Genomic DNA, 18,464 nt, shown 5'->3' with positions numbered 1-18,464 from the left:
GAGTGTCACCTGATGATATAACAATTGTGATGCAAGGGATAGTAGTTGACGATAAAGGAATCGATAGATCCATAATCAATAATATCCGAAAAGTCACACAACATTTCCCAAGATGCAAAATTATTATATCTACGTGGAAAATGGAGCCCGAACGCAATGCACAATTTTGCAAATTAGCGCGCTATCTCGGTTTCGCCTATATTATTAATGATGATCCTGGGATCACTAGTAAAATTAAAGATGGTATTAGATACGTAAGTAATGTTAATCGAATGATTGTGTCATCTTTATGTGGTATACAATTAGCCAGTGCGTCGTTTGTAATAAAAATGAGAACTGACTCATATTTTACCTCTGACGCTATAATCGACTTGCTTGAAAGATACATAGTAAACGATAAGTTTGAGCGTCATGTTGGTTATTCAGTTTTTAATCATATGGTTTTAAACTATAATCTTTTCTCACGAAATGCCAGAGGCTATTTACCCTATCTTTTCCATCCTGGAGACATACTCTTTTGTGGGTATAAAGACGATGTTATGAGTATTTTCGATGTTGAATTGGCGGATGAAAGAATTTTCAAAATTAGTAAGCATGGATATTTTTACACCATAATGAACTATGTTCCAGAGCAATATATTTTGGTTAAATGTATTGAAAAGCGAACAGGGCTTCAGGTATATAGCGGAAATAGTCAGATAAATAACAAGCTCATTGTTGAATCTGAAATGTACTACATAAACAATTTCATTCCTTGTGATTCCGGTAACATTGCTTTCTGCTGGAGAAAACACAAATCGCATTATCACAATAAGGGAAGATACAGTGTCTATGATTATTCTGATTGGATGAGGGTTTATAACAAGTCTATGCGCGGTTTGCGTACACCAATCGATAGAAAATTCATGATAAAAAAATGGTTACGCTTTTCATGACGGGCTTTTTTTATATACGCTCAAATTTGCTCAGCATACCCTTTGTGAAAAGAATAGCCATGAAGATCTTTAATAAAAGAGGGTGAGCTTATGCGGAGCATCGTCTCAAAGCCTAATAGTGTAACGTCTAAGTCAGAAATCTTTAACGCTAAGTACCTGATATTACAATTGGCTAAGCGAGATTTTTTTGTCAGATATAGGCAAACTGGCCTATGATTTCTATGGGCAGTCATCAATCCATTGACCAGTTTCATTTTGTTTGCCTTTGCCTTTGGTCTTTTAGTAAAAATTCCAACGCCCGAGTACTCTTCACCCTATTCAGCGGTATTGATTGTCGGAATATTGTTTTGGAACTTTTTCTCCGCCAGTCTGAACTCCGTAAGTGGTTCATTAATAAATAATATTGGTCTTATTAAAAAAGTTTACTTCCCACGCGTAGTTTTTGGCCTGGCACGTGTTTTCGTTGCTGTGATTGACTTGCTGTTTGCGTTGATTTTCTTTATTCCTGTTCTTTGGTATCTGGATGTCACTATCCACTTTTCTCGATTAGTGGTTTATTTACCGTTTTGCATTTTAACTACGCTGTTATTCGCGTGGGGTATGGGTGCCATCATTGCTATTTTGAAAGTCAAATACAAAGATTTTGGGCACGTTGTTCCTTTGGTAATGCAAATTTTGTTTTATGCATCTCCTATTGTTTACACTTTAAGTATTGTGCCAGAGAAATATATGTATCTATATAAGATGAACCCATTTTAGCATATATTGACATTGGCGCGCTATGCTTTTCTTAATGGAAAAGTGGTGCCTAGTATAGCCACAACCTTAGCTCTGGCAATGATCGTCGCGATTGTGGGCAGTGTCTATTTCGTGTTGAATGAAAGAAAAGTGGTTGATTTAGAATGATTGAGTTTAATGGTGTTTCAAAAAAATACCGTACGGGTAAGCGCCGAAGCGACTCTATGAAAGATATTTTTTCATTTGGGCGATTTGCTCGCGCCGGGGCCATAGCCAAATTTCGACTTTTACAGCGGTCAATAACGTGATCTTTCGTATCAACGAGGGTGATTCAGTGGGGAGCTTGGGGAGGAATGGCGCTGGCAAGTCAACTATTCTGAAATTGATGACTAGGATCATCCTACCCACTAGCGGATTTATTCAGATAAATGGTACCTTCTCTACATTATTAGAAGTGGGTGCCGGCTTTCATCATGATCTCTCTGGCTATGAGAATATCTTCTTATCCGGCGCCATTATAGGAATGAATCGTAAAATCGTCAAGCAATCGCTGGATGAAATTATTGCTTTTTCAGAGATTGGCGATTTCATCGATTCTCCCGTCAAATATTACTCGTCAGGTATGTTTCTACGTCTGGCATTTTCTATTGGCGTTCACCTTAAATCTGATATTTTGGTGGTTGACGAGGCAATATCAGTAGGTGATTCCAATTTCCAGAATAAATGTTTGCTCAAGATTAATGAAATTAAAAAAATAATAAGACGGTTGTGTTTGTAAGTCATGATTTGAATCAGGTGTCTGCAATATGCAACAAGGCGATACTCATTGAACAGGGTAGTGTTATTTTTGATGGCGACGTCAAGGATGCGGTTGAAATTTATACATCGCGTTAACATCTTACTATATGAATATTGATTTAAAAGGTCACTATGGAAATATTGTCTCATCGTGGATATTGGAAACTGCCAGCAGAGAAAAACAGCACCGCTGCGTTTATCCGTTCGTTTGATCTCGGTTATGGCACTGAAACCGATTTGCGCGATTTTGATGGTCAACTTGTCATTAGTCATGATATGCCCAACTCAAGTGCGCTTGCAGTAGATGATTTATTCACCCTATACAATAATAGTAAATGTAGCTGCCGCCCCACGTTGGCGTTGAATGTAAAAGCAGACGGATTACAAAAGCTCGTTAAAGAGAAATTAAATCAATATAATATAGAAAATTATTTTGCTTTTGATATGTCTATACCCGATCTTGTCGCTTACAAAAATGAGGGCCTAAATTTCTTTGTTCGTTTTAGCGAATATGAGCCTGAATCTCGTCTTTTTGAGGATGCGGCAGGGGTCTGGCTGGATGGTTTCAAGGAAACGATAGTCAATAAAAGGCTTATTAGCTCATTTCTGAACCGTAATAAAAAGGTTTGTTTGGTGTCCCCGGAGCTCCATACTCGTGAGCATTTAGCCGTCTGGGATAAAATTAAGCAGCTGCCTGATAGCATCACTTCATCAAGCAATTTTCTTTTATGCACCGACTTACCTGAGGATGCAAGGAGTTTTTTATGGTCACTAAAATTAAAGCTGTCATTTTCGATATGGATGGTGTGCTCATTGATGCCAAGGACTGGCATTATGATGCACTCAATAAAGCGCTTAATCTTTTTGGCTTGGAAATAACCAAGCAGGAACATCAGACTACTTATGATGGTTTGCCGACAAAAGACAAGCTTATCATGTTAAGCCGTGACAAGGGGCTTTCTCACTCACTGCACTTATTCATTAATGAGATGAAACAAAAATACACGATGGACATCGTCAATAATTGTTGTAAACCAATGTTCCATCATGAATATGCTTTATCGAATTTACAACGAGAAGGCTACATGCTTGCATGTGGCCTCTAATTCAATTAGGAATTCAATTGAAGTGATGATGGATAGAGCGCATTTGTCCCAGTACTTGGAATTCACTCTTTCAAATCAAGAAGTGGTTAAAGGTAAACCTGACCCTGAGATGTACAATAAAGCAATATTGACGCTTAACGTATTGCCGCAAGAGTGCGTAATTGTGGAGGACAATGAAAATGGCATTAAGGCCGCTCGCGCCAGCGGTGCGCATGTACTTGAAGTCGAGACGGTTTATGATGTTAATTACGAAAACATCAAAAAATTTATCATGAGTATAGAAGAGGCCTAACACAATGATCAATATCATTATCCCAATGTGTGGTGAAAGTCTTTACGAAACGTCCGATGATTTTATCTATCCAAAAATTCTAACTGAGATAGCAAACAGAACGTTATTGGAATATTCTCAGGATATCTTTGACACGTTGAAAGAAGAAGCAAAAAATATATATCATTCCACAGAGTAAACTCAAAGAACTGGGTCTTAAAATAATAATAGAAACTATTAGCGATTCTACAGGCATAATTGTGCCGTTACAGGGTAATACGAAAGGTGCCGTGTGTAGCTGTCTCATGGGTGTTGATGCGCTTGATTTAGAGGCAGAACTGATCATTTCATCTGCTGATCATTATATTAAAGATGATCTGCAAAGCATTGTTACGTATTTCCGTAGTCAAAAGGCTGACGCGGGGGTTCTTTCTTTTGAGTCAGTGCATCCAAAATGGTCTTTTGTGAAATTGAATGCGGATAAACAGGTTATCGAAGCCGCTGAGAAAGTGTCCATTAGCCGCAATGCCGTTGCGGGGTTATATTATTTCCGCCAGGCCAAAGACTTTGTAAGTGCGGCAAAAAGCATTATACGGAAAGATAATTGCATCGGCGGTAATTTTTACCTCTCTTCCTGCTTAAATGAATTGGTTTTAGAGAAAAAGAGAATTATCCTGCGCCATCTGGATAATGCTATTTATCATAATTTTTATGATGCTCACGCGGTGAAAGCTTTCGCCCTTTCACATGACAAGCATCTCAATTCGGTAGGCAAGCTCACGGAACAGTATGTTGAGGCTTTTAATAAACGTTCCTTACCGTCTGTGATTGAGATTTTTGACCGCGATGCCTCTTTGATTGATCCAGATAATCAACTGATAGGACAGGAAAGCATCCGGGAGATGCTGTTGCGGTTGTTCTCGGCGTGTGACTCCTTTTCTTTCGTTGCGCACTCAGTCATGACAGAGGGTTATAAATCAATCATCGAGTTTGAGCTGCAATTGAACGAAAAGATCCTGCGAGGAGTGGATATCATCGAATGGAATCAAAAAGGGAAAATCATCAAACTCAACGCCTACCTTCACTAAGGCTTGGGTTGATTTTGCAAGTCTACGATGCGGTGGAGATGACAGCATGCCCGTGAAGTTTGCAGTAAAACTCCCGGCTTTGGCACAGCGAAAACAACAGATGTCCGGCGATGTAAAGGGGTCCTGGCGGCGGACTGTATCTTTGATGACAAACAAGGCGAGCTAATACGAGAGGCCCGCCGGGACGGTAACCTGACGCCCGTCACCGCGCGTTAGCATATCGCGCGTACCTAATGATGTCCGCCGGGACGGTAACCTGACGCCTGGCATGACACGCGAACGTCATACCCGCATCGGGCGCGCGCTGGCAGGCACATCCATAAGCAGGGGTTTACAACAACAGCGGTAGAGTGGCGCTGGCGCTGCGCTGACTGGCGAGAGCGTAATGGTCATCAAGCTTTAACAGCTCCTGGATTAATAACTCAACCAGCAGCATGGCGCTGATTTTAGATTGCAGCGCACCGGCGTTAAGCGGCCCTTACGGTTTGGCGGCCACTAATAACACGTCAGCCAATTCACAGAGCGGGCTATGCAGAGTGTTGCTCAGCACAATCACCTTTGCCCCGTGCTCGCGGGCGAGTGCCACCGCCGATAAGACATCGCGCGTCGATCACGAACTGGAGATGGCAATGACCACATCTTCCGCGACCAAGCTGACGGCGTTCATTGCCGCGCTGTGCATGTCGTCAAAGGCATGGGCGGATTTGCCCAGCCGCAGCAGTTTATATTGCAGATAATTGCCGATGATCGCGCTGGCCGCCACGCCATAGATTTGCAGCGAGCGCTTCGCGTGCAGTAGCACGGCGCCGTCCGCCAACGCCTGGCGGTTGACCAGCTTGCCGGTATCCTGGAGCGCGTTGGCGGCCTCGTCAATCAGACCCTGCACATCATCGGTTGCCGACGTAGGCTCTTCTTGCTGACCCGCCTCCAGCGACAGCGCCATTTTAAATTCGGCAAAGCCCTTGCAACCGAGCATACGGCACAGCCGCGTTACGTTGGCTTCACTGGTGCCGCTTTGCTCCGCCAGTTCGGTGATGGTCAGATAAAGCACGCGTTGAGTATGCTCAAGCACGAACACGCCGAGCTTTTGTAGCGTCTGGCTAAAACTTTCCAGGCTATGTCGCAGGTAAAGCAGCAGATTCACCGGTGCAGAATATTGATTCACAGCAGACTCCTTGTTATATGCCGAACCGGTTAGCAGAGGATCCTGAATGCTGCCGGAGACGTTATTTTAAGCGCTTAAGGCCCTTTACGAAAATGTTTATCGATCGATATACTGCTTGTGGTGAAAATTTTCATCATAAAAACTATGATTGGGGATAATTATCATGGCTAGGCCACTTTCTGCTGCAAGCGGTATATGGTTTGAAAAGGCCCAGAGATTCGGCAAATCCTTTATGTTACCCATTGCCGTCTTGCCGGCAGCGGGCTTATTGCTGGGGATTGGCGGCGCGTTATCCAATGCGAATACGGTGGCCGCCTACCCCTTTTTAAATATTCCCTGGCTCCAGGATGTGTTTACCGTCCTAGCGGGCGCCGGCACGATTGTTTTCGCCAATCCGGCGGTGCTATTCGCCGTCGGCGTGGCGGTGGGTTTGGCGAAGACGGATAAAGTAACGGCAGGCATGGCGGCGTTATTGGCCTATCTGGTGATGAATGCCACCATCAACGCCTTATTGCAAATTAGCGGCAAACTGGCGGCCAATAATCCAGGCGTCCATGGGCAGGGCATGGCGCTGGGGATCCAGACGCTGGAAACGGGTGTTTTTGGCGGGGTGGTCATCGGCCTGGTGTCGTACTGGCTGCATAACCGCTACAACAAAATTGCCTTGCCGCAGTTTCTCGGCTTCTTCGGCGGATCGCGCTTTGTGCCGATCGTCTGCTCCTTTGCCGCCATTATTGTCGGTGCGGTGATGATGGTCGTGTGGCCCTGGTTTCAGAAAATCATTTTCAGTCTCGGCGGCCTGGTCGATGCCACCGGTTACCTGGGTACATTTATATATGGCTTTGTACTGCGCATGCTTGGGCCGTTTGGATTACATCATATTTTATATTTGCCGTTCTGGACTACGGCACTCGGCGGCAGTGAAGTGATTAACGGTCAGCTTTATGAAGGAACCCAGCGCATCTTTTTTGCTCAGTTGGCGGACCCAAACACTCAGCATTATTATATTGGCACGGCGCGCTTTATGTCCGGGCGATTTATTACCATGATGTTTGGACTGCTCGGCGCATGTCTGGCGATGTATCATGCGGCGCGGCCGGAAAATCGCAAGCGGGTGGGCGGGCTATTGCTGTCGGCGGCGCTTACCTCCTTCTTGACCGGTATTACCGAACCTATTGAGTTTTCATTTCTGTTTATCGCGCCGGCGCTGTATGTGCTGCATGCCGTGCTCGATGGTTTGGCGTTTATGCTGGCCCATATCCTGCACATTACCATTGGTCAAACCTTCTCCGGCGGCTTTATCGACTTTATTTTGTTCGGCGTTTTGCAGGGCGAGGCGAAAACCCATTGGTTGTGGGTTCCGGTAGTGGGCGTTCCCTGGTTTTTGATTTATTACTTCTCATTCCGTTACCTGATTAGCCGTTTCGATTTCAAAACCCCCGGCAGGGAAGAAATGGCCGCCGTAAGCGAAGCGGTGGCCGGCAGTCAGCGGGCGGAGACGATTATTAAAGCGCTGGGCGGGCGGGAGAATATTGAAGAACTGGATTGTTGTGCTACCCGTTTGCGGGTCACGGTGCGGTCCCCGCAAGAGGTGGATGAAGCGTTGCTGACGCAAAGCGGCGCCCGTGGCGTGATTAAACGTGGTAATGGGGTGCAGGTGATATTCGGCCCCCATGTCACGGTGATTAAAAATGAAATAGAGAAAGCAACTGCGTCATGACTGAGTCTATGCTGACGACGATTAAAGGGAAACTGGTAGTATCCTGCCAGGCGCTGGAGCAGGAACCGCTGCACGGTGCATCGATAATGGCGCGTATGGCGCTGGCGGCACAACAGGGGGGATCGGCGGCAGTCCGCGCCAACGGTATGGCGGATGTAGTGGCTATTCAACAGCAGGTTGCGCTGCCGGTTATCGCTATCATCAAGCGGGATTATCCCGATAGCGAGCTGTTTATTACCGCCACGGAACGGGAGGTTGATGAGCTGATGGCGGCGCGGCCGCCAATGATTGCAATGGACGCCACCGACAGGCCGCGTCCCGCCGGCGGCTCGCTGGCCCGGCAAGTAGACTATTGCCGGCGACAGTATCCGGACCTGCTGATGATGGCCGACATTGCAAGCGTGGCGCAGGCGCGTCAGGCCGAGCAACTGGGTTTTGATGTCATTGGTACGACGCTTTATGGTTATACCGAAGAGAGCAGGGGGCGGATGCTGGCCGAGCAGGATTTCGCTTTCCTGCGCGAGGTGCTGGCGGCGGTCAGCCGCCCGGTTATCGCCGAAGGCAATGTGTTGACGCCGGAAATGGCGGCGCGTTGCCCCTGGAATTAGGCTGTCATGCGGTGGTGGTGGGCGGGGCTATTACCCGTCCGCAGCAAATAACGGCGCGTTTTGTCTCTGCCATTGCCACCGTTAATATCGCGCGAAAAGGAAATTAATGGCATCAGCCGGGAACGCGGCGCCCCAGTATTTCAGGCCGGCCCGCCGGTATATAAACGCCGTGCGCGCCGGGCGGAGCAGGATTGACGCGTCAACCCGCTGATGCAACGGGAAAGAGGGCGGGTCATCGTCCGCCGTGCGGTACAGCGCGGTGATGGGCTAGTCGCTCAGGGCATACAGGCTGTAGCCGGCGGCGGCGACGTCCCAGGTAAAGTCCTTCCAGCTCCAGCCGGTGCCTGCGGGCCGGCTGTCCCAGGCTTCTTTTAACGCGCCGAAGCTGATAGCCAGACCAAAACCGATATTACGACTGCGTGCGGGCGAGGCCGATTGATGCTCGGCGATCGCGCTGCCGGCCACCGCCAGCAGCGCGGAGCCAACAAAGTGCTGGGCCTTGTCGCGACCGGTCCAACTATCCTGGGCCAGGTGGCTACAACCCGTGCAACATAGCAGCGGCAACAGCCACAACGCGGGTAACGATAAATGGCGGCCTTTGTGCATCACTGAGTTCCTGCTGGCGCCGGCAGCGTAACGCTCAAGAAAGCGCCGCCGCCGGGAGAGGGCATCTTGGTTCAGAGGATGCGGCTAATTAAACGGTCGATGCGGATCCGACGCAATCGGCGGATAAGCTTGCGGACTTTAACCGGATAATCGGCGATTCTCTCAAGTTCTGTGAAATGCCGCACCACTTGGGTGTGGGTGCGGATCCGGTTGAGCTCTTTCTCACGCTGCGGGCGCAACGCCTGTGCATGATCGTGAATAAGCAGCGCGTTCTCCAAATCAAGCCGCCAGGCACGCGGGTTGAGGTTATTGCCGGTCAGCAATTGCCACTCCTCGTCAACCCATACCCCTTTCAAATGGTAACTGTTGTCGCCGTCCTTCCACAGACGCACCACCAATTGACCGTTGTCCACATACCGCTGCAGGCGGCTTAGAAAACGGCGTAAATTGATTTCGTACAAATACGGTAGGGCGCCGATAATCTTGAACGGCTGATCTTCAGGGATATAAAAATCGTTGGCGGTTTTATCGCCGACAATGATTTCCACCTGCCTGCCCAGGCGCAGCAGACCGATTAAATCGCGCACCAGCAGCGCCGGCAAATTGAAATAAGGGGTACACAGCGTCAAGGTGTCGCGGGTGGAGCACAGTAGATGATGAATCGTTTTGTTTAGCGGGCTTTGCTTGCCCAATCCCACCAGTGGGGTAATGGCCAATTCATTCAGTCCCGCCGTGCCCTGGAAACGATAGCCGGCCTCGCGCAGAGTCTGGCGAAACAGGCGGGTATCATTTTTGATCTCCAGGCTTTTCGGCCGGGCGACGTTATCCAGCCGGTTTACCGCCGGCGCTGTGAGTAATTGCTGTTTGATGTAGGCAAGTAGCGTGTCGGCCAGGGAGGGATTACGGATAATTTGGTAACGATCGTAGCGATACTTATCCTGTTGATGCAGATAAACATCGTTCAGGCTGGCGCCGCTGTAAATCACCTGAGCGTCGATAATGAAGCCTTTCAAATGCAGAACGCCCAGCGCTTCGCGGGTATTGACCGGCACGCCGTATACCGGCACGTCCACGCCGGGATGCGCTTGAGCCATACGGCAGTACCAATCGGCGTTGGTATCAGCGGCGGCGGCGGCGATACGTCCGCGTTGCGCCCGGTGCCAGTCAACCAGAATCGCTAAATCCAGCGAGGGATTATTACGTTTGGCATCATAAACGGCGTCAAGGACGCGTTGACCGCCCTGATCCTGCTCCAGATACAATGCGACCAAATAGATATGCTGCCGGGCGCCGGCGATGGCCTGTATGAGCGCGTGATAGAAATCTTCAGGGCTGTAAAGCGTTTTAACATCTGCAACCGTCTGAGGAATTTTTGGCAGTTGTGCAAGGTGTTGTTGGTGTTTACTGCGTTTAAAAGTTGACAACATCACAGTGCGCTTCTTCTCTTATCATCGAAGGTTAGAATGACCCTATGCAAACAAATATTTGCGTTGAATCGGCCATAATACCACTACTTCTGTTGCTTGTGGGCATGTTTCAACTGCTCGGCTAATCCTTGCCCGCTGTCGGCAGAACTCATGCTGTAGCCGGTTCCAGTGCCAGCGACAGCGCGACGATACCGTCCTGCATTTGAATATCTACCGTAAACCCTAATTTGCGCGCCAGCGTTATCATGCCGCGGTTGTTGTGCATAGTGATAGCGGTCAGCCGCTGCAAACCGTGGGCACGGGCGTAATCTATCATCTTTTCCAGCAGCATGCGCCCGAGCCCCAGTTTTTTCAAATCGGAACGTACCAGTACCGCGAATTCCGCATCGGTGTTGTCAGGGTCGGCAATGACGCGGGTAACACCAATGATAACCTCTCGATCCTGCTGTTGTACGACCGCCACAAACGCCATTTCCCGATCGTAGTCGATTTGCGTCATATATGCCAAATCTTCATGGGTAAATTCGCTAATTTCGCTGAAATAGCGGTAATAGAGATCATCGCGGGTCACCAGACCGATAAAGGCTTTCAGCAGCGGTTCGTCCTCCGGTAAAATCGGCCGGAACAGACAGCGCTGGCTGTTATTGAGCGTCACCACCGATTCCAGCTGGCGCGGATAGGGGCGGATAGCCAGCAGCGCGCCAAGATCGCCATGGTACTCGCTTAATTGCAAGCTGACATTCAGCGCGGTGATTTCCGTGCAATCCACCACCAGATCGGAGACTTGCACCAGCAATTGGCTGAGCGCCGCGAGATCCAAAGGATACAGCGGGCGGTGGTTGCGCAGGGCGCCCATCTTTAACCCTTGCAGCACCAGGTGATGCGCCAAGGCCATATTGAGCGGCGGTAATGCTACCGCCACCGGCGCCCCCGCGCGCCAGTCGCTTTCGCCATCGCCTAACAGGATAAGCGGGCCAAATACCGAGTCTTGTTCCACGCTGATGCGTAGTTCCTGCGTGCCGTCGCGGCTGGCCATGCTCTGCACCGACAGTCCTTCAATGCGCGCCGCGGGATAGGTAACTGCCGCGCGCTCAAGCATCGCGCTGGCCGCCTGCGCCACTTCCGCCGCGTTGCGTAGCGCGAGCATCACCCCCTGCACGTCGGATTTATGGGCAATATCGGCGGACCGCAGTTTTGGCGCCACCGGATAACCGAGTCCTTCGCTGAGCCGTACCGCGTCGTCGCTGTCGGCGGCGATCCAGGTGGGCAACGTCTTGATACCATAGGCTTCAACAATAGGCCTGACTTCATGGGTTTCCAGCCGGGTTATCCCTTGATCCAGCGCTTCGCGGATCATCTGGTGGACGTGGGCGGCATCGACGGTCAACCCGACCGGCAGCGCTGGCGTCTCCATCAGCTGTCGCTGATTGCGCCGGTATTCCGCCATGTGCATGAATGCCGTCACCGCCCCTTCGGGGGTACGATAGGTCGGCAGGCCCGCCTCGGTGAACAGGCGGCGCGCCTGCTGTGAAGAATACTCGCCGCTCCAGTTGGTCAGTAGGGTTACCGAACCAGAGCGGGCAGCCTCGGCCAGCGTGTCAATCACCTCGCGGGCGGTTTCACTGCTGGGCGCGGCGGCGCTCGGTGCATGGATTATCAGCAACGCATCGAAATCCTTACTGCCCATCAGCGCCGACAGCGCGGCGCGATAACGTTCCGGCGTCGCATCGTCGGCGAGATCCAGCGGATTACCGGGTTTCACCGTCGCCGGCAACGCCTGCGCCAGTGCCGCCATGGTGGCGTCAGCCGGCCATGGCGGCGCAACAGCTCGTCCAGAGCTAATGCCGCGGGTGCAATGCCATTGCTGATGATCAGTAAGCGTTCGCCCCGCAGGGATCGCATATGGCTTAAGGTTTCCACCGCTGAAAACAGTTCGTGGGTGTCGCGTACCCGTAGCAGCCCGGCCCGCTGAATGGCGGCGTCATAGGCGGCATCGCGGCCGGGATGGTAGTTTAGCAACTGCTGCGCCTGGATGGTGCGGCCGCTTTTAATTACCAGAATCGGTTTATTGCGCGCCGCGCCACACGGGCGGCGGAAAGGAAACGTCGGGCGTCGGAGAGATGCTCCAGGTGCAGAAGTATCGCGCTGGTCTTACCGTCGCGCGCCAGAAAATCCAGCATATCGTCGACATCGATATCAATGCTGTCACCGAGAGCGATAAAGTAGGAAAACCCGATGGCGCGCTGCTGCGCCCAGTCGAGCACGGTATTGGATACCGCCGCCGACTGCGAAATAAACGCCAATTTGCCACGATGAATAGGGACCGGCGAAAAGCTGGCGTTCAGACCCTGCCACGGCGCCAGCAGCCCCAAACTGTTGGGGCCCAGCAACCGCATGCCGAAACGCTGGGCACAGGCGAGCAGTTCGTCGAATTGCGTCGCCGGCGCCGACAGCACGATGGCGGTCTTGCAGCCTCGTTCGCCCAAAGCGGTGAGCAGGTCCACATTGCGTCGGCCGTGGGTACACACTACCGCCAAATCCGGCGTCAAGCAGATTGCGCATCATCAGGTTGCCGGCGCGGCCGGGCGTGTCCGATGCACCAACCACCGCAATCGATTTAGGCCGCAGCAGCGCCTCCAGTCCCCGTAAACTCATCACTGCCTCCCCCGCTGGTTGACGGGATAAGTGTACGCGTTTTATTCCATTTCTGCTGTGACGGCGGGGGACAATCCGCGCGGCGCGTGGGATTTGCCGGCCATATAACGATGACGAAAGAGCGCAAAATGGGCCATCAGTGTGTTAGCGGCGGCGTGATACCACGTCTGCATGAGCAACGCGGCGGCCACCTCCGCGGTGCAATGGTGTCCCGCGCCATGGCTGCCGCGCAGGCCATATTGCGACTCGCTGGGCAATGCCAGCGACAATACCGGAAACTGCGTCAGCCACGGGCTTTTGCGGAACATTTTGCCCGCCTCGGGCCAGGTACCGTCCAGCAGGATAAACAGCGGCGGCCGCGGCATCGGGCAGGATATGGTTGACGACCTGCCGCCCGGCCGGCGTATGGCTGGCGGGAAACACCACATAAGGTTGACGGCCCGAATCGGCCACCGCCGCCAGCATGGCCGGATCCGGTTCAGTACGTGACCAGAGAAACGCCTGCGTGGTGGGCAGAATGTCGGCCATTAACCGGCCGGTATTGCTGGGTTTCAAGGGTTCGGCATCGAACATCACCAGACAAAACCGACTGCTGGCCTGCTGCGGCATAATGGTAGAGCATAAACAGAGCCGGCGCGGCAGCAGGCAATGCTCGCAGCGCATCACGCAGCACGCGGCAGCCGCGGGCGCGAAACGGACGCGTCGATTGCTGCAAACGGAATTGGCGCAAGGCCAGAACGGCGTTTTGGGTAATGGGAAGTTCGGCGGTGTCAAAAGAGGACGAGTGTACCGGAGCGCTCAGGTGAAGGGTAACGCTTTTTGCCTGCTTGCCGCCGTGGTGGCGCAGGTCTGGGTAGCATTTAACTCCGGTGGCGCCCCCCTGCGGCAACGTATATTATCACGACCGTCTGTGGCAACGCAGACCATGGCAACCTTCTACGGCATCGCAGACCATGGAAACCTTCTGCGGTATCGCAGACCATGGCAACCTTCTGCGGCATTGCAGACCATGGCAACCTTCTGCGGCATCGCAGACCATGGCAACTCTCTGCGGCATCGCACATAGGGCGGACCCTGAGCAGAACCCGGGTGGCGGAACCGCCCGCGCTGTCCCGCGTTACCAGAGAACCGCTGGCGGCAACCTCAGCAGGCGAGTGGACTGCACCACCGCGCGGGTAAGTCACGCGCGGCGCTCAGGGGAGTAGTCAGGCGCGCCGCGCGCGTCTCACGAGGTGGTGCCTTGCAGGTAGAGTCCTTCATCCAGCCACTCCTCGAAGGGCGCTTTGGGCATGGCGCCGTGCAGCGAGTCCACTTTTTGTCCCTGCTTGAACAACATAATGGTAGGAATACTGCGAATGCCGAAACGGCTGCTCAGCGTCGGCTCGGCTTCGGTATTAATCTTGATGAAGCGCACCTTATCGCGACGTTCGCCGGCGACAGCATCGAAAACCGGCGCGAAGCCGACGCAGGGGCCGCACCACGGCGCCCAGAAATCGATAACGACGGGCAGATCGTCTTGCAGCAGTTTGTCCAGGGTGGCGGCCGTGGCGTGGACAACCGTTCCGTCCAGTAACGGTTCGCCACACCGGCCTCAATTGGCGTCATCATTAATCCTATCGTCCGGCAGGCGATTGGTTGCCAGGCAGGATGCACAAACCGTATTCATAATGTTGCCTCTGATAAGCGAGTTTGCCGGGCCGGAGACTTTTCCGACCGATGACACGCGCGCTTTTAATGGGTAAGTTGTCAAAGTATGGTAAAAGAAATACCGGGTGACAAAATGATTTGTTCAATGGTTTTGATAGTTGCCGGCTTTTACCTTAACCCGGTAGCTATATGGATGGAGATGGGGTAATCTTCGCGCCCATCAGAGGGGGGAGGGCAATATGAGCGATAACGATTCGTTAAAGGGCAAAAACGGCAAAGTCCGCGTGATGTATGTGCGTAAAGAGGAAGAGCAGGAGCAAACGCGCCGCCCATCCTCGCGCGCCTCCGCTGACGATCGCAGGGGCGACCAGCGCAGTGAGGGACGTAGTCCGTGGAACACCTCCGGCGCCCGCGGCGGCGACCGTGCCGACCGTGCCTCGGGTGAGGCGGCGCGTCACGCCCGTCAGGACTCCCCGTCCCGCGACGATAGCGGCGTGCGCGCGGCGACGCGCCGGATTCGCCGTGGAAGACCTTTTACGCCGGCGATGACGCCGCCGTGCCGGATCATGGTGGGATCAGCGGCAAAAGTCAGATTGATCCCGAACAATTACGCCGCCAGCGCGCCGAAGAAACCCGTGTCTACGGTGAAAATGCCTGTCAGGCGCTGTTTCGCAACCGGCCGGACGCGATTGTCTGGGCCTGGTTTGAGCAAGCGGTGACGCCGCGGTTTCGCGATGCGCTGCGCTGGATGGCGGCCAATCGTAAAGCTTATCACGTGGTGGAAGACGATGAGCTGGCCAAAGCTTCTGGCACCGAGCACCATGGCGGCGTCTGTTTTCTGATTAAAAAGCGCGCCGGCCTTGATGCCGACGGATATCTGGCTGCCGCCGCGGCGCAACAACAGGATTGCGTGCTGACGCTGGAGCAGGTGAGTAATCCTCACAATCTCGGTGCGATGTTGCGCAGCTGTGCCCACTTCGGTGTAAATGGCGTGATGGTGAGCGACAGCGCCCTGCTGGATTCCGGCGCCGCAGTGCGCACCGCGGAAGGGGGAGCTGAGCACGTCAAAGCCATACAATGCGACGATGTGTTGCAGGACCTGCAGCGTTTCCAGCGTTCCGGTTACACCGTGGTCACCCTCACCGGTAACGGCGGCACGTCGCTGTCGACGGTGAAGATGCCTGCCCGGACGGTGCTGGTACTGGGAGAAGAAGTCAGCGCGCTATCGGAAGCGGTGTTGTCCCAGGCGGATATCGCGGTGACCATCAACGGCAGCGGCCGGGTGCCGAGTTTGAATGTGTCCGTCAGCGCCGGTATTCTGCTGGCGGAATGGTGGCGGCAAAACCGCGGCTAGCGGCGGCGTAAGGGCGCAAAAAAACGCCGCGGGATATCTCTCGCGGCGTTTACCCGGGCAGGCGGTTAACGCACTACAGCACAGCTTGTTCCGCGATAAGCGTGTCCAGCTTATTCAAAAGCTTGCGGGTCAGGCTTTCCAATTGCTGTTTTTCCGCTTCATTGAGCGTCGACCACAGGGAAAGCAGGCAGTTATATTGCGGCGGCAAGAGGTTATCCAGAAACGCCTGGCCGGCCTCCGTCAGATGCAGATGCAAACAACGGCGATCATTTTCGCTTTCTTTACGCTCGATCCAACCGCGCTTCTCCAACTCATCGGCGATCCGGGTGGCATTGGTGCGCGATGAGCCCAGCGCCGAGCTCAGTTCTGATGGTTGAATACTGCGGGTAGCATGAGATTCCAGCGTTACCAGCGCCATAAACAAGGTTTCATTGATCCCTTGGGCTTTCAGCATACGGTTGCGATTTTCCAGCAATTTTCCCTGCATATGCATGCATAAACGGGTCAAGAGCACTTCCTGCAAAGGAAAATCACTTTTTTGCTGCGCACGCAGCGTTAACATTTGTTCAATCGGGGTGAACGAGCTTTCCATCGTAACCTGCACCTCATTAGTTGCAGACTGTATAATAACTGATGTAATCACCCATGTAAATATTGTCAGGCTGGAAAGTTTAGACGTCTATATAAGTGTTGAGGTAATGTTAATTTACCCACTCACGACGCGACCGGTCAAAACATCAGCAAGCACTTATATACTACACCGTAGACCAACGCGCTGGACAGTGTTGCCATCACAATGCTGCGGGTGCGGCCAAATAGCAGCGTCAAGGTTAAAAAACCCGCCAGCGCGGGCCACGCGCGCTGAGGTTCGTGCATGATGTCGGGTAGGCAGGACACCACCAGCAATGCGCAAATGGCGGCAATACCGATACTGTCCAGCACCCGGCCGAGCAGGCCATTGCGCAACGGCCTGCGGCCGGCGTTGCCTGCCAGACGCAGCGGTAACCAGCGAAACAGAAAATTTGCCGTCCCGACCACGCAGGCAATGATAAATACCGTATTACCCACGGGCGGCCCTCCTGCCATGGCGCAAGCAGCGCCGCCAGACAGCCGCCGCCGATGCCGCCCAGAATCGCCATGGGGATGGATACCAGCCACAGTCCCGCCAGCGCGCCGACCAGGGCGGCAGCCAAAACCAGACTTTGCCGCCGCTGGAACGCGGCCAGCAGAAAACTCAGGAACAGCGCCGGTAACATAAAGCCCAGCGCCGCCGACACGGCGGGACAGTCGTCGAGAAGGCCGTTGCAGGAGCACACGCCCGCCAGCGCGTACCGAGCACCCACGACAGCCAGGCGCACAGCGCGACGCCTATCATCCAGTCCTCCGACCAACTGCGGTGGTCCCGGCCTAAGCCGGCTAATTGCAGCGGCAAACACCTCATCGGTCAGACCGAACGCCCAGAGGGCGGTTTTACGGGGCGCCAGCGTGCCGGCCCGGGTGGCCGCGAGCGCGCCCGCGGCCACCCGGGCCAAACAGGCCGATCGTCGACTCGCTGTAATGAAACGGCGGCGCGGCCAGCAAGAAGGCCATGGACGTCCAAAGATTACTAAAACAGGCAAAACTGAGACAGCCCAGCAGAGCACGGTTGCGCAATACCGGCGAATGCCGGTAAATACTAAATATCGATCCGAGCAACTGGCGATAGTTCAGATCGGAATACTGCTTATAGCGCGGCAGGGCAAACCACATAATCACCGCCATGACAATCATTAAGGCGCTGGCCAGCCAATACACGGTTTGCCAGCCGCCAAGATCCGCCAGCGCGCCGGCGGCAGTTCGGGCCAGCAAAATGCCGAGCAGCAGGCCGCTCATGATGGTGCCCACCACTTTGCCGCGTCGGGCAGGATCGGCCAGCGAGGCGGCCAGCGGCACCAAAATCTGCGCCACCACGGAAAACAGGCCGGTCAGGGCGGGGCGGTTCCCAATAGCATAACAGGCAACGACGGCGCTGAGGCGGTAATGACCATGCCGATCGCGGCCAACACCGACATCACCACGATCATGCTGCGGCGTTCAAATTTATCGCCGAGAGGCACCAGGAACATCAGGCCACAGGCATAGCTAAGCTGCGCCGCCGTGACAATAAATCCCGCCAATTGGTAGGTCCTGGCGATGGCATCCAGCAGCGGCTGGGCATAATAATTACTGGCAACGGCGAGGCCGGTAGCGATCGCCATAATGAGTGTTAAGGCCGGGTTCAGGCTGGGGTGATCTGTGGACGTTTTCATTCAGGATTCGTTTAACCAACGGGCGGGTATTATTACCGATTAACAACAAAAAGACGAG

10 protein-coding genes and 9 pseudogenes are annotated in these 18,464 nt (G+C 53.0%); 9 read left to right on the top strand and 10 right to left on the bottom strand.

Annotated elements, in window-relative coordinates:
- Positions 1-2 precede the first annotated feature (2 nt).
- The 6 genes and pseudogenes from JZM24_RS05160 (at position 3) to JZM24_RS18055 (ending at position 4,936) form a co-directional block, all read left to right on the top strand.
- Positions 3-935 carry a WavE lipopolysaccharide synthesis family protein gene (locus JZM24_RS05160; protein ID WP_215668861.1) on the top strand — a complete coding sequence of 311 codons (933 nt, stop codon included), beginning with the start codon at positions 3-5 and terminating at the stop codon, positions 933-935.
- A gap of 231 nt (positions 936-1,166) precedes the next feature.
- Positions 1,167-1,694 (top strand): ABC transporter permease, encoded by a 528-nt coding sequence (locus JZM24_RS18440; RefSeq protein ID WP_312884996.1) that lies wholly within the window; start codon positions 1,167-1,169, stop codon positions 1,692-1,694.
- Between the two features lie 283 nt (positions 1,695-1,977).
- Positions 1,978-2,451: an ABC transporter ATP-binding protein gene (locus tag JZM24_RS19100; RefSeq protein ID WP_312884921.1), complete on the top strand. Its 474-nt coding sequence runs from the start codon at positions 1,978-1,980 to the stop codon at positions 2,449-2,451.
- 152 nt (positions 2,452-2,603) lie between these two features.
- Positions 2,604-3,350, top strand: coding sequence for a PI-PLC domain-containing protein (locus tag JZM24_RS05145; protein WP_215668859.1), 747 nt, complete (start codon positions 2,604-2,606; stop codon positions 3,348-3,350).
- Positions 3,236-3,869, top strand: a pseudogene (locus tag JZM24_RS19635) (HAD family hydrolase). Before JZM24_RS05145 ends, JZM24_RS19635 begins: the two are co-directional and overlap by 115 nt.
- A gap of 239 nt (positions 3,870-4,108) precedes the next feature.
- Positions 4,109-4,936: a nuclear transport factor 2 family protein gene (locus tag JZM24_RS18055; protein WP_220098815.1), complete on the top strand. Its 828-nt coding sequence runs from the start codon at positions 4,109-4,111 to the stop codon at positions 4,934-4,936.
- 331 nt (positions 4,937-5,267) lie between these two features.
- Here JZM24_RS18055 and JZM24_RS05130 read toward each other — a convergent pair.
- Positions 5,268-6,080: pseudogene (locus JZM24_RS05130) on the bottom strand (MurR/RpiR family transcriptional regulator).
- Between the two features lie 184 nt (positions 6,081-6,264).
- On the opposite strand from JZM24_RS05130, the gene JZM24_RS05125 reads away from it, so the two are divergent.
- Positions 6,265-7,821 carry a PTS transporter subunit EIIC gene (locus JZM24_RS05125; RefSeq protein ID WP_215668856.1) on the top strand — a complete coding sequence of 519 codons (1,557 nt, stop codon included), beginning with the start codon at positions 6,265-6,267 and terminating at the stop codon, positions 7,819-7,821.
- Between the two features lie 8 nt (positions 7,822-7,829).
- Positions 7,830-8,536: pseudogene (locus JZM24_RS05120) on the top strand (N-acetylmannosamine-6-phosphate 2-epimerase).
- Between the two features lie 160 nt (positions 8,537-8,696).
- On the opposite strand, the gene JZM24_RS05115 reads toward JZM24_RS05120, so the two are convergent.
- From JZM24_RS05115 to trxC, 5 genes and pseudogenes are all read right to left on the bottom strand, one after another.
- Positions 8,697-9,035, bottom strand: a complete 339-nt coding sequence (locus JZM24_RS05115; RefSeq protein ID WP_215670014.1) for a YfiM family lipoprotein — start codon at positions 9,033-9,035, stop codon at positions 8,697-8,699.
- 71 nt (positions 9,036-9,106) lie between these two features.
- On the bottom strand, positions 9,107-10,462 hold the full coding sequence (pssA, locus tag JZM24_RS05110; protein WP_215668855.1) for a CDP-diacylglycerol--serine O-phosphatidyltransferase: 1,356 nt from the start codon (positions 10,460-10,462) through the stop codon (positions 9,107-9,109).
- 148 nt (positions 10,463-10,610) lie between these two features.
- A pseudogene (locus tag JZM24_RS05100) lies at positions 10,611-13,117 on the bottom strand (bifunctional acetate--CoA ligase family protein/GNAT family N-acetyltransferase).
- Positions 13,118-13,158: 41 nt separating this feature from the next.
- Positions 13,159-13,871, bottom strand: a pseudogene (locus JZM24_RS05095) (tRNA-uridine aminocarboxypropyltransferase).
- Positions 13,872-14,342: 471 nt separating this feature from the next.
- Positions 14,343-14,783, bottom strand: a pseudogene (gene trxC / locus JZM24_RS05090) (thioredoxin TrxC).
- Positions 14,784-15,003: 220 nt separating this feature from the next.
- Here trxC and JZM24_RS05085 point away from each other — a divergent pair.
- Positions 15,004-16,118, top strand: a pseudogene (locus JZM24_RS05085) (tRNA/rRNA methyltransferase).
- A 73-nt stretch (positions 16,119-16,191) separates the two neighbouring features.
- Here JZM24_RS05085 and mprA read toward each other — a convergent pair.
- The 4 genes and pseudogenes from mprA to JZM24_RS05070 all read right to left on the bottom strand — a co-directional run.
- On the bottom strand, positions 16,192-16,710 hold the full coding sequence (gene mprA / locus JZM24_RS05080; protein ID WP_215668854.1) for a transcriptional repressor MprA: 519 nt from the start codon (positions 16,708-16,710) through the stop codon (positions 16,192-16,194).
- A 137-nt stretch (positions 16,711-16,847) separates the two neighbouring features.
- Positions 16,848-17,186, bottom strand: a complete 339-nt coding sequence (gene ygaH / locus JZM24_RS05075; RefSeq protein WP_215668852.1) for an L-valine transporter subunit YgaH — start codon at positions 17,184-17,186, stop codon at positions 16,848-16,850.
- 17 nt (positions 17,187-17,203) lie between these two features.
- A pseudogene (locus tag JZM24_RS18425) lies at positions 17,204-17,602 on the bottom strand (AzlC family ABC transporter permease); the annotation flags it as partial.
- Positions 17,582-18,406, bottom strand: a pseudogene (locus JZM24_RS05070) (MFS transporter); the annotation flags it as partial. The pseudogenes JZM24_RS18425 and JZM24_RS05070, both read right to left, overlap by 21 nt.
- Positions 18,407-18,464 lie beyond the last annotated feature (58 nt).

Origin of the sequence: Candidatus Sodalis endolongispinus, assembly GCF_018777395.1 — a bacterium.
GTDB classification, from domain to species: domain Bacteria; phylum Pseudomonadota; class Gammaproteobacteria; order Enterobacterales; family Enterobacteriaceae; genus Sodalis_B; species Sodalis_B endolongispinus.
This window is presented reverse-complemented; position numbering and strand designations above follow the sequence as displayed.